The sequence below is a fragment of the Streptomyces sp. SID14436 genome, from assembly GCF_010548465.1.
Classification (GTDB): Bacteria; Actinomycetota; Actinomycetes; order Streptomycetales; family Streptomycetaceae; genus Streptomyces.
This window is the reverse complement of the sequence record NZ_JAAGMD010000766.1, coordinates 1-10,811: the sequence shown is the minus strand read 5'-3', so window position 1 is coordinate 10,811 and position 10,811 is coordinate 1. Positions and strand designations below refer to the sequence as shown.

The window sequence follows — 10,811 nt, the reverse complement described above, 5'->3', positions numbered from 1 at the left end:
CGGGCGGTCAGGGGAAAGGCGCCGCCGGCCACCGTCGCGGTGCCCTCCGACCACTGCTGCCGGGTGGCGAGCAGGGCCACGGCCGCGCCCGCGGCGCCGCTCAGCAGGGCGAGGGCGAGGCTGCGGCGGCCGGCCCGGGAGGGGCCGGCGGCTTCGGAACGGGGGTGAGGTACAGCAGTCACGCCCTCCACTATCGCGCGAACCCCGGGCGATGTGTCACCCGGGGTTCGGCTCAGGGCGTTCCCAGCCGGTTCGCGGTGTGCACGGCGCGCAGCACCGCCGCCGCCTTGTTGCGGCACTCGGTGTCCTCGGCGACGGGGTCGGAGTCGGCGACGATTCCCGCGCCCGCCTGCACGTAGGCCGTGCCCTCGCGGAGCAGGGCGGTGCGGATGGCGATGGCCGTGTCGGAGTCGCCGGCGAAGTCGAGGTAGCCGACGGCGCCGCCGTACAGGCCGCGCCGGGACGGCTCCAGTTCGTCGATGATCTGCAGCGCCCGGGGCTTGGGCGCGCCCGACAGGGTGCCCGCGGGGAAGCAGGCGGTGAGCACGTCGAAGGCGGTGCGGCCGGACGCGACCTGCCCGGTCACCGTCGAGACGATGTGCATGACGTGGGAGTACCGCTCGATCGACATGAAGTCGACGACCTCGACCGAGCCGGGCTCGCAGACCCGTCCGAGGTCGTTGCGGCCCAGGTCGACCAGCATCAGGTGCTCGGCCCGCTCCTTGGGGTCGGCGAGCAGCTCGTCGGCGAGCGCCTGGTCCTCCTGCGGGGTCGCCCCCCGCCAGCGGGTGCCGGCGATGGGGTGGACCAGGGCGCGGCCGTCCTCGACCTTCACCAGTGCCTCGGGGGAGGAACCGACCACGTCGAAGCCGTCGAAGCGGAACAGGTACATGTACGGCGACGGGTTGGTGGCCCGCAGGACCCGGTAGACGTCCAGGGCGGTCGCCGTGCACGGCGTCTCGAAGCGCTGCGAGGGGACCACCTGGAAGGCCTCGCCGGCCCGGATGCGCTCCTTGATGTCCTCGACGGCCGCCTGGAACTCCTCGCCGCCCCACCGGGCGGTGTACGCGGGCAGTTCCGAGGGCGGCAGGAGGGCCGGGGGCTGGGCGACCGCCCGGGTGAGGTCGGCCTGCATGGCGTCCAGGCGGGCCACCGCGTCGGCGTACGCCTCGTCGACGCCGGTCTCCAGGTCGTTGTGGTTGATCGCGTTGGCGATCAGCCAGACGGCGCCCTCCCAGTGGTCCATGACGGCGAGGTCGCTGGTGAGGAGCATGGTCAGCTCGGGCACGCTGGTCGGGTCGGTGCCGTCGCGCTCGCCGGCGCCGACCTTCTCCAGGCGGCGCACGACGTCGTAGCCGAGGTAGCCGACCATGCCGCCGGTGAAGGGCGGCAGGCCCAGGTCGTCGGCGAGGTCGCGCGGGGTGTGCAGGGTCTGGAGGGTGGCGCGCAGGGCGGCCAGGGGGTCCCCCTCGACGGGGACGCCGACCGGCGGGGTGCCCTGCCAGTGGGCCCGGCCGTCACGCTCGGTGAGGGTGGCGGCGCTGCGGACCCCGACGAAGGAGTACCGGGACCAGGAGCGCCCTTGCTCCGCCGACTCCAGCAGGAAGGTGCCGGGCCGTTCGGCGGCCAGCTTGCGGTAGAGCGCCACCGGTGTGTCGCCGTCGGCGAGCAGCTTGCGGGTGACCGGGATGACGCGGCGGTCGGTGGCCAGCTTGCGGAACGTCTCGAGGTCCATGACGGCTGACCCTACTGACCGGAGCCGGGGACGCGGTGATCGCCGTCCCGCAGCAGCACGTCGGCGTCGAAGCAGGTGCGGGCCCCGGTGTGGCAGGCGGCGCCGACCTGGTCGACCTTGACCAGCAGGGTGTCGGCGTCGCAGTCCAGGGCGACCGACCGCACCCACTGGACGTGGCCGGAGGTGTCGCCCTTGACCCAGTACTCGCCGCGGCTGCGGGACCAGTAGGTGCAGCGGCCGGTGGTGAGGGTGCGGTGCAGCGCCTCGTCGTCCATCCAGCCCAGCATCAGCACCTCTCCGGTGTCGTACTGCTGGGCGATGGCGGGCAGGAGGCCGTCGGGGGTCCGCTTGAGGCGCGCGGCGATCTCGGGGGCGAGCGGGCTGGGCCGGGACGTGCTGGTCATGGGGGCCATTGTGCCGCGCCGGGCGGGCCGGCACGGCATGCGTCCACAGGGAGGTCACACGCGCGGGCCGCGCCCCGCGGCGGCCGCCGGGCCCGGCCGGGTGGGAGGGCGACAGGTGGGCGCGGCGCGTGGCCGGCCGTAGGCTGACTGTCATGTCGACCCATGCCAAGCGTGAACGACTTCTCATGGCCGATCTGTTGGAGACCGCCGGGCCCGAGGCGCCCACCCTGTGCGAGGGATGGCGGACCCGGGACCTGGCCGCCCATGTGGTGGTGCGCGAGCGCCGCCCCGACGCCGCCGGGGGGATGCTGGTCAAGCAGCTCGCTCCCCGTCTGGAGCGGGTGATGGCGGAGTTCACCGCCAAGCCGTACGAGGAGCTGATCCAGCTCATCCGTACCGGCCCGCCCCGCTTCTCGCCCTTCAACCTCAAACAGGTCGACGAGATGTCGAACATCGTCGAGTTCTACGTGCACACCGAGGACGTCCGCCGGGCGCAGCCGGACTGGTCGCCGCGGGAGCTCGACCCGGTGTTCCAGAACGCCCTGTGGTCGCGGCTGGAGCGCACCGCCCGGCTGATGGGCCGCTCGGTGCCGACGGGTCTGGTGCTGCGCCGCCCGGACGGCCAGACGGTCGTCGCCCACCGGGGCACCCCGGTGGTGACGGTGACCGGCGAGCCGTCCGAGCTGGTGCTGTTCGCCTACGGCCGGCAGAGCGCCGCCAAGGTGGACCTGGACGGCGACGCCGACGCGATCACCAAGCTGCGGGAGACCAAGCAGCTCGGCATCTGAGCCCGGCCGGCGTCAGCGGACCGGGTGGCCCGCCCGGCGCAGGCTGTCCTTGACCTCGCCGATGCGCAGGTCGCCGAAGTGGAAGACGGAGGCGGCCAGGACCGCGTCCGCGCCGGCCTCGACGGCGGGAGCGAAGTCGTCGAGCCGGCCGGCGCCGCCGGAGGCGATCACCGGGACCGTGACGTGCCCCCGGACCGCGGTGATCATCTCCAGGTCGTAGCCGTCCTTGGTGCCGTCGGCGTCCATGGAGTTGAGCAGGATCTCGCCGGCGCCCAGTTCGGCCGCCCGGTGGGCCCACTCGACGGCGTCGATGCCGGTGCCGCGACGGCCGCCGTGGGTGGTCACCTCGTAGGCGGGGCCGTCCGAGCCGGCCGGGGTGCGGCGGGCGTCCACCGACAGCACCAGGACCTGGCGGCCGAAGCGCTCGGCGATCTCCCGGATGAGGTCCGGGCGGGCGATCGCCGCGGTGTTGACGCCGACCTTGTCGGCGCCCGCCCGCAGCAGCCGGTCCACGTCCTCGGCGGTGCGGACGCCGCCGCCCACCGTGAGCGGGATGAACACCTGTTCGGCGGTGCGCCGGACCACGTCGTAGGTGGTCTCGCGGTTGCCCGACGAGGCGGTGATGTCCAGGAACGTCAGCTCGTCGGCGCCCTCGGTGTCGTACACCTTGGCCATCTCGACGGGGTCGCCCGCGTCCCGCAGGTTCTGGAAGTTCACGCCCTTGACGACCCGGCCGTTGTCCACGTCCAGGCAGGGGATGACTCGGACCGCCAGGGTCATGAGTCCACGGCTCCTCTGAATGCTTCGATCTCCACCGACACCAGCACGCGCGAGTCGACGAAACCCTCCACCACGAGGAAGGTCGTGACCGGGCGCACCGGGTCGAACAGCTCCTTGTGGGCGCGGCCGGCGGCGTCGATGTCCCGGGAGTGCGCGAGGTGCACCCGGGTGCGGATCACCGCCCCGGGGCCGAGCCCGAACTCACCGATCGCCTCCAGGGCGAGGGTGAAGGCCTCCTTGGCCTGTTCGTAGGGGTCGCCCTCGCCGTGCAGCACGTCGCCCCGGAAGGCGGTGGTGCCCCCGACGAGGACGCGGTCCCCCGCCGCGACGGCCCGTGCGAAGCCGAAGGTGTCCTCGTAGGGGTTCCGGCTCTGCACGCGCCGCACGGCATCGGATGTCATCGGGCCACGGCCTCCAGCGCCTCTTCCAGGGTGAACGCCTTGGCGTACAGGGCCTTGCCGACGATGGCGCCCTCGACGCCGAGCGGGACGAGGCCGGCGATGGCGCGCAGGTCGTCCAGCGAGGAGACGCCGCCGGAGGCGACGACCGGGCGGTCGGTGGCGGCGCACACGTTCTTCAGCAGCTCCAGGTTGGGGCCCTGGAGGGTGCCGTCCTTGGCGATGTCGGTGACGACGTAGCGGGCGCAGCCCTCCTTGTCGAGGCGCTCCAGCGTCTCGTACAGGTCGCCGCCGTCGCGGGTCCAGCCGCGGCCGCGCAGGGTGGTGCCGCGCACGTCCAGACCGACGGCGATCCGGTCGCCGTGCTCGGCGATGACGCGGGCGACCCACTCGGGCGTCTCCAGGGCGGCCGTGCCGAGGTTGACGCGGGTGCAGCCGGTGGCGAGCGCGGCGGCCAGGGTGTCGTCGTCGCGGATGCCGCCGGACAGCTCCACCTTGAGGTCCATGGCGGCCGTGACCTCGGCGATCAGCTCCCGGTTGTTCCCGGTGCCGAACGCGGCGTCCAGGTCGACCAGGTGCAGCCATTCGGCGCCGGCCCGCTGCCAGGCGAGGGCGGCGTCGAGCGGGGAGCCGTAGGAGGTCTCGGTGCCGGACTCGCCGTGCACGAGGCGGACGGCCTGGCCGTCGCGGACGTCGACGGCGGGGAGGAGTTCGAGCTTGGCCATGTCGCTACAGGGTTCCGATCCAGTTGGTGAGGAGCTGGGCGCCGGCGTCGCCGGACTTCTCGGGGTGGAACTGGGTGGCCCACAGGGCGCCGTTCTCCACGGCGGCCACGAAGCGCTCGCCGTGGGTGGCCCAGGTGACCGCGGGCGGGCGCATCGCCGGGTTCTGGGCCTCGAAGGACCAGTCGTGCACGGCGTAGGAGTGCACGAAGTAGAACCGGGCGTCCCGGTCCAGGCCGGCGAACAGCTCGGAGCCCTCCGGCGCGTCCACGGTGTTCCAGCCCATGTGGGGCACGACGTCGGCCTTCAGCGGCTCGACGGAGCCGGGCCACTCGTCGAGGCCCTCGGTGCGCACGCCGTGCTCGATGCCGCGGGCGAAGAGGATCTGCATGCCGACGCAGATGCCCATGACGGGGCGCCCGCCGGCCAGCCGGCGGTCGACGATCCAGTCGCCGCGGGCCTCCTTGAGGCCCTTCATGCAGGCGGCGAAGGCGCCGACGCCGGGGACCAGCAGCCCGTCGGCGTTCATCGCCCGGTCGTAGTCGCCGGTGATCTCGACGTCGGCCCCGGCGCGGGCGAGGGCCCGTTCGGCCGAGCGGACGTTGCCGAAGCCGTAGTCGAAGACCACCACCTTCTTGGTGGTGCTCACGTCACACCTCCAGCCTGAGGACGCCCGCGAGGAGGCACAGCGCGGCGCCGATGCCGAGCACCGCGGTCACGCCTTTGGGCAGCCCCTGCTTGATGAAGGAGATGACGCCGCCGACGAAGAACAGGCCGACGACGATCAGGAGGGTGGACAGGCCGTTCACAGGGCGCCCTTCGTGGACGGCACGATGCCCGCGGACCGCGGGTCGCGCTCACTGGCGTAGCGCAGGGCACGGGCGAGGGCCTTGAACTGGCACTCGACGATGTGGTGCGCGTTGCGCCCGTAGGGCACGTGGACGTGCAGCGCGACCTGGGCCTGGGCCACGAAGGACTCCAGGATGTGCCGGGTCATCGTGGTGTCGTACTCGCCGATCATCGGCGCCATCTTCTCGGGCTCGGTGTGCACGAGGTAGGGGCGGCCGGAGAGGTCGACGGTGACCTGGGCGAGGGACTCGTCGAGGGGCACCGTGCAGTTGCCGAAGCGGTAGATGCCCTTCTTGTCGCCGAGGGCCTGCTTGAAGGCGGCGCCCAGCGCGAGGGCGGTGTCCTCGATGGTGTGGTGCGAGTCGATGTGCAGGTCGCCCTCGGTCTTCACGGTCAGGTCGAACAGACCGTGCCGGCCGATCTGGTCGAGCATGTGGTCGTAGAAGCCGACACCGGTGGAGATCTCGGTCTTCCCGGTGCCGTCGAGGTCGATCTCGACGAGGACGGTCGTTTCCTTGGTGGTGCGTTCCACGCGTCCTACGCGGGTCATGCGCTCTGCTCCTTCGGGGAGGACGTGGGGGTGTCCCCCGTCAACAACTGTCTGTCACGGACCGCGTCGAGGAACGCGTCGTTCTCCGCCGGGGTGCCCGCGGTGACCCGCAGGTGTCCCGGTACTCCGTTGTCCCGGACCAGGACGCCCCGGTCGAGGATCCTGCGCCAGGCGGCGTGCGCGTCGGGGAACCGGCCGAACTGGACGAAGTTCGCGTCCGACTCGGTCACCTCGTACCCGAGGGCGCGCAGCTCGGTGACCAGCCGGTCCCGTTCCGCCTTCAGCTGCTCGACGTACTTCAGCAGCAGGTCGGTGTGGTCCAGGGCGGCCAGGGCGGTCGCCTGGGTGACCGCCGACAGGTGGTAGGGCAGCCGGACGAGCTGGACGGCGTCCACGACCGCGGGGTGCGCGGCGAGGTAGCCGAGGCGCAGTCCGGCCGCGCCGAACGCCTTGGACATGGTGCGGGAGACGACCAGGTGCGGCCGGCCGTCGAGCAGCGGCAGCAGCGAGTCGCCGTGGCTGAACTCGACGTACGCCTCGTCCACGACCACCATCGACGGCCTGGCGGCCTGCGCCGCGTCGTACAGCGCGCGGACCGTGTCGGCCGGGACGGCGTTGCCGGTGGGGTTGTTGGGCGTGGTGACGAAGACGACGTCGGGGCGGTGCTCGGCGATCGCCCGCTCGGCGGCGGCGAGGTCGACGGAGAAGTCGGCGCCCCGCGGTCCGGAGATCCAGCCGGTGCCGGTGCCCCGGGCGATCAGGGCGTGCATCGAGTACGACGGCTCGAAGCCGATCGCGGTGCGGCCGGGCCCGCCGAAGGTCTGCAGCAGTTGCTGGATGACCTCGTTGGAGCCGTTGGCGGCCCAGACGTTGCCCACGCCGACGGGGTGTCCGGAGGTGTCCGTGAGGTAGGCGGCGAGCCGGGTGCGCAGCTCGACGGCGTCCCGGTCCGGGTAGCGGTTGAGGTTCCGGGCGGCCTCGCGGACCCGCTCGGCGATGCTCTCGACGAGCGGCTCGGGCAGTGGGTAGGGGTTCTCGTTGGTGTTCAGCCGTACCGGCACGTCCAGCTGGGGCGCGCCGTAGGGGGACTTGCCGCGCAGCTCGTCCCGTACGGGGAGATCGTCGATGGTGGTGGTCACTTGCTCGTCGGTACCTTCCAGCCGAACCTCGCCTTGATCGCCGCGCCGTGCGCGGGCAGGTCCTCCGCCTCCGCCAGGGTCACCACGTGGTGGGCGACGTCGGCCAGCGCGTCCCGGCCGTAGTCGACGATGTGGATGCCCCGCAGGAAGGACTGGACGGACAGGCCCGAGGAGTGGCAGGCGCAGCCGCCGGTGGGCAGGACGTGGTTGGAGCCGGCCGCGTAGTCGCCGAGGGAGACGGGGGCCCAGGGGCCGACGAAGACCGCGCCCGCGTTGCGCACGCGTTCGGCGACCGCGGCGGCGTCGGCGGTCTGGATCTCCAGGTGCTCGGCGGCGTAGGCGTCGACCACGCGCAGGCCCTCGTCGATGCCGTCGACGAGGACGGTGGCGGACTGCTTGCCGGACAGGGCCGGCACGATCCGGTCGTCGATGTGCTTGGTGGCGGCGACCTGCCGGGTGAGCTCCTCGTCGACGGCGTCGGCGAGCTCGACGGAGTCGGTGACCAGGACGGCCGCGGCCAGCGGGTCGTGCTCGGCCTGGCTGATCAGGTCGGCGGCGACGTGCACCGGGTCGGCGGTGGCGTCGGCGAGGATCGCGATCTCGGTGGGACCGGCCTCGGCGTCGATGCCGATCTTCCCGGTGAAGTAGCGCTTGGCGGCGGCGACCCAGATGTTGCCGGGGCCGGTGACCATGGTGGCCGGCGGGCAGGACTCGGTGCCGTGCGCGAACATCGCGACGGCGGTGGCGCCGCCCGCCGCGTACACCTCGTCGACGCCGAGGAGGGCGCAGGCGGCGAGGATCGTCGGGTGCGGCAGCCCGCCGAAGCCGGCCTGGGCCGGGGAGGCGAGGGCGATCGACGGGACGCCCGCCTCCTGGGCCGGGACCGCGTTCATGATCACGGAGGACGGGTAGACGGACCGGCCGCCGGGCGCGTAGAGCCCCACGCGGTCGACCGGGACCCACTTCTCGGTGACCGTGCCGCCGGGCACGACCTGGGTGGTGCGGGTGGTGCGGCGCTGCTCGCGGTGGACGGTCCGGGCGCGGCGGATGGACTCCTCCAGGGCCGCGCGCACGGCGGGGTCGAGCCCCTCCAGGGCGTCGGCGAGCGCCCGGGCCGGGACCCGGACGGACTCCAGACGCACCCCGTCGAACTTCTCGGCGAAGTCGATCAGCGCGGCGTCGCCCCGATGATGCACGGCCTCGGCGATCGGCCGCACCTTGTCCAGGGCGGTCGCCACGTCGAAGTCGGCGCGCGGCAGCAGGTCGCGCAGCGCGGGGCCCTCGGGGAGGGCGTCACCACGCAGATCGATTCGGGCCAGGAAGGAATGTTGCAGCACGGGACCAATTCTCTCAGACCCGCGTCCGGGGCCGTGCGCCCGTTCCAATGGCTGATACAGGTCGCTTCCGGTGACCGTCCGCACACGCGAACCACATTCATCTCACGTTCCGTGTTCAACCCGTCACCGTATCGGGCATCACCGGTTGTACGAAGGACCGAACCGGCGAGTATGCGGGAGGGAGGGGAAAGCCGTGACCGAGGGGGCGGGGCCGCGCAGCGGAGAGACGCCGGAGGACCTGACACCCGTGGAGGCGGGCATGTGGCAGGCCTTCCGCAACGGCAGTGTCTACGACCTGAGCAGCGGCGACCCGGGCGTCGACGACCCGCACGGGGTGCATCCCTGGGGACCGGAGCGGACGGTCCGCGCGCGGGTCGTGTGCTGGCTGCTGCTGGACGGCCCGCCCGCGCTGACCGGCCGGGTCTCCTCGCTGAAGCTGGTGGGGGTGCGGATCAGCGGCACGCTGGACCTGGCGGGCGGTGTGGTGGTGCCGTACCTGGAGATGCGCGGGTGCCGCTTCGAGCGGGACGTGCTGCTGCCGGAGGCCCGCTTCACCACGGTGCGGCTGGTGGACTGCTCGGTCCCCCGGCTTGAGGCGGCCCGGCTGCACACCGAGGGCGACCTGCACCTGCCGCGCTGCCGGTTCCTGGGCGGCATACGGCTCACCGACGCCCGGATCGGCACGGACCTGCTGCTCAACCAGGCCGTCGTGCACCGGGACCGCAGCGGCCGCTCGATCGCCGCGGACGGCATGACGGTGGGCCAGGACCTGACGGCGGAGATGCTGGAGTCGCACGGCGAGCTGAGCCTGCGCAGCGCGCAGATAGGTGTCTCGCTGAGCCTGCGCGGCGCCCGCCTGAACAACCCGCACGCCCGGCTCGCGCTGAACGCACCGCAGCTGACCGTCGAACGCTCGCTGTACCTCACCCCCGCGGGGCTCGGCTCCCAGGCGCGCAGCGGCATGACCCCGGCGCGCGGCACGCGCATCCAGCGCTTCGACTGCCGGGGCGGCATACGCCTGGACGACGGCCGGTTCGGGGACGCGGTCGACTTCGAGCGGGCCCGGTTCGTCCTCACCGACGACCAGGAGCTGTCGCTGCGCCGGGTGCAGACGTCCGAGCTGCGCTTCCTCGGTGAGCGGCCGGCCCGCGGCAGGGTGGTGCTGTCCGGGGCGCGGGTGGTCAACCTGATGGACCGCGCCGACAGCTGGCCCGGCCCCGGCCGGCTGCACATGGGCGGCTTCGCCTACGAGAACCTGGTCCCGCGCGGGCCGTTCCCGCTCCGGATGCGGCTGCGGTGGGTGGCCGCCGCGAGCGCCGAGTACAACCCGGAGCCCTACGAGCGGCTGGCCGCGGTCCTGCGGGAGGGCGGCGAGGACGAGGACGCCCGCGAGGTGCTGCTCGCCAAGCAGCGCCGCCGCCGCGAGAGCCAGCCGGTGGCGGCCAAGCTCTGGGGGTACGCCCAGGACTGGACCGTCGCCTACGGGTACCGGCCGGGCCGGGCCGCCGTGTGGATGGCCGTGCTCTGGGCGGGCGGGACCTGGGCCTTCGCCCACGCCCACCACCCGCCGATCAAGAGCGGGGAGCACCCGGCCTGGAACCCGTCGCTGTTCGCCCTCGACCTGCTGCTGCCGGTCATCGACCTGGGGCAGGTCGGGTTCTGGCAGCTGCGGGGCGGCTGGCAGTGGCTGGCGGCGGCGTTCATCCTGCTGGGCTGGATCCTGGCCACCACGGTCGCGGCGGGCGCCACCCGCACACTGCGGCGCCACTGACCGGCGCCCCCGCGCGCGCCGGACGCGGGGCCACGGGGAACGGGTGGTGCCGCAGGGGTGCCATTTTGCCGCCCCTTGACTGTGCGGCGTACAACCTTCCGCGACTTCGGCGCAGGGGGTGGCGCCGCTGTGACCTGCGGTCTTTCAATGGTCGACACCATGACCTCGCTGCACGGCTTCACCCGTTCGTCCCGGATCCGCGGGCTCAGGTGGTTCCGGCGTCCCGCGCCCCCCTCCGCCGGAGCCGTCGTGCTGCCGGACGACGACGAGGTGCTGCTCGACGCGCCCGACGACGTGCTGGGCGCGGCGCTGGTCGGCGCCGCGGCCGGGGACCACGC

The 10,811-nt window shown here is 73.2% G+C and carries 12 protein-coding genes and 2 pseudogenes; 3 read left to right on the top strand and 11 right to left on the bottom strand.

Translation table 11 applies throughout. The features are described 5' to 3' along the window. The 3 genes and pseudogenes from G3I53_RS27925 to hisI all read right to left on the bottom strand — a co-directional run. Nucleotides 1-191, bottom strand: a pseudogene (locus tag G3I53_RS27925) (TIGR02234 family membrane protein); the annotation flags it as partial. A gap of 41 nt (nucleotides 192-232) precedes the next feature. After that, nucleotides 233-1,735 carry an anthranilate synthase component I gene (locus G3I53_RS27920; protein ID WP_164337408.1) on the bottom strand — a complete coding sequence of 501 codons (1,503 nt, stop codon included), beginning with the start codon at nucleotides 1,733-1,735 and terminating at the stop codon, nucleotides 233-235. Between the two features lie 11 nt (nucleotides 1,736-1,746). After that, entirely contained in the window at nucleotides 1,747-2,139 is a 393-nt protein-coding gene (gene hisI, locus G3I53_RS27915) for a phosphoribosyl-AMP cyclohydrolase (RefSeq protein ID WP_203592350.1), read from the bottom strand. Between the two features lie 152 nt (nucleotides 2,140-2,291). Here hisI and G3I53_RS27910 point away from each other — a divergent pair, with 152 nt between their 5' ends. Next, entirely contained in the window at nucleotides 2,292-2,927 is a 636-nt protein-coding gene (locus tag G3I53_RS27910) for a TIGR03085 family metal-binding protein (protein ID WP_164338387.1), read from the top strand. A 12-nt stretch (nucleotides 2,928-2,939) separates the two neighbouring features. Here the strand turns inward: G3I53_RS27910 and hisF are convergent, their stop codons facing one another. The 8 genes from hisF to hisD are packed head-to-tail and all read right to left on the bottom strand — an operon-like array spanning nucleotide 2,940 to nucleotide 8,702. Further along, on the bottom strand, nucleotides 2,940-3,707 hold the full coding sequence (gene hisF / locus G3I53_RS27905; RefSeq protein ID WP_164338388.1) for an imidazole glycerol phosphate synthase subunit HisF: 768 nt from the start codon (nucleotides 3,705-3,707) through the stop codon (nucleotides 2,940-2,942). After that, nucleotides 3,704-4,108, bottom strand: a complete 405-nt coding sequence (locus tag G3I53_RS27900; protein ID WP_164338389.1) for a Rid family hydrolase — start codon at nucleotides 4,106-4,108, stop codon at nucleotides 3,704-3,706. Before G3I53_RS27900 ends, hisF begins: the two co-directional genes overlap by 4 nt. Next, nucleotides 4,105-4,830 carry a bifunctional 1-(5-phosphoribosyl)-5-((5-phosphoribosylamino)methylideneamino)imidazole-4-carboxamide isomerase/phosphoribosylanthranilate isomerase PriA gene (priA, locus tag G3I53_RS27895; RefSeq protein ID WP_164338390.1) on the bottom strand — a complete coding sequence of 242 codons (726 nt, stop codon included), beginning with the start codon at nucleotides 4,828-4,830 and terminating at the stop codon, nucleotides 4,105-4,107. Before priA ends, G3I53_RS27900 begins: the two co-directional genes overlap by 4 nt. A gap of 4 nt (nucleotides 4,831-4,834) precedes the next feature. Beyond that, a complete protein-coding gene (gene hisH / locus G3I53_RS27890) occupies nucleotides 4,835-5,476 on the bottom strand; it encodes an imidazole glycerol phosphate synthase subunit HisH (RefSeq protein WP_164338391.1) in 642 nt (213 codons plus the stop codon). 1 nt (nucleotide 5,477) lies between these two features. Beyond that, nucleotides 5,478-5,636 (bottom strand): hypothetical protein, encoded by a 159-nt coding sequence (locus G3I53_RS33465; RefSeq protein ID WP_031103094.1) that lies wholly within the window; start codon nucleotides 5,634-5,636, stop codon nucleotides 5,478-5,480. Beyond that, complete coding sequence (gene hisB, locus G3I53_RS27885; protein WP_164338392.1) at nucleotides 5,633-6,226, bottom strand: imidazoleglycerol-phosphate dehydratase HisB; 594 nt, start codon at nucleotides 6,224-6,226, stop codon at nucleotides 5,633-5,635. Before hisB ends, G3I53_RS33465 begins: the two co-directional genes overlap by 4 nt. After that, on the bottom strand, nucleotides 6,223-7,365 hold the full coding sequence (locus G3I53_RS27880; RefSeq protein ID WP_164338393.1) for a histidinol-phosphate transaminase: 1,143 nt from the start codon (nucleotides 7,363-7,365) through the stop codon (nucleotides 6,223-6,225). Before G3I53_RS27880 ends, hisB begins: the two co-directional genes overlap by 4 nt. Then, a complete protein-coding gene (gene hisD, locus G3I53_RS27875; protein ID WP_343239718.1) occupies nucleotides 7,362-8,702 on the bottom strand; it encodes a histidinol dehydrogenase in 1,341 nt (446 codons plus the stop codon). Before hisD ends, G3I53_RS27880 begins: the two co-directional genes overlap by 4 nt. Before the next feature lie 193 nt (nucleotides 8,703-8,895). Here hisD and G3I53_RS27870 point away from each other — a divergent pair, with 193 nt between their 5' ends. Further along, on the top strand, nucleotides 8,896-10,473 hold the full coding sequence (locus G3I53_RS27870) for an oxidoreductase (RefSeq protein ID WP_164338394.1): 1,578 nt from the start codon (nucleotides 8,896-8,898) through the stop codon (nucleotides 10,471-10,473). A 147-nt stretch (nucleotides 10,474-10,620) separates the two neighbouring features. Further along, a pseudogene (locus G3I53_RS27865) lies at nucleotides 10,621-10,811 on the top strand (hypothetical protein); the annotation flags it as partial.

Excerpts from the sequence above, each read along its gene's own strand:
- priA (WP_164338390.1), bottom strand. The coding sequence starts at position 4,830 with ATGGCCAAGCTCGAACTCCTCCCCGCCGTCGACGTCCGCGACGGCCAG.
- hisF (WP_164338388.1), bottom strand. The coding sequence starts at position 3,707 with ATGACCCTGGCGGTCCGAGTCATCCCCTGCCTGGACGTGGACAACGGC.
- G3I53_RS27900 (WP_164338389.1), bottom strand. The coding sequence starts at position 4,108 with ATGACATCCGATGCCGTGCGGCGCGTGCAGAGCCGGAACCCCTACGAG.
- hisI (WP_203592350.1), bottom strand. The coding sequence starts at position 2,139 with ATGACCAGCACGTCCCGGCCCAGCCCGCTCGCCCCCGAGATCGCCGCG.
- G3I53_RS27910 (WP_164338387.1), top strand. The coding sequence starts at position 2,292 with ATGTCGACCCATGCCAAGCGTGAACGACTTCTCATGGCCGATCTGTTG.
- hisB (WP_164338392.1), bottom strand. The coding sequence starts at position 6,226 with ATGACCCGCGTAGGACGCGTGGAACGCACCACCAAGGAAACGACCGTC.
- G3I53_RS27920 (WP_164337408.1), bottom strand. The coding sequence starts at position 1,735 with ATGGACCTCGAGACGTTCCGCAAGCTGGCCACCGACCGCCGCGTCATC.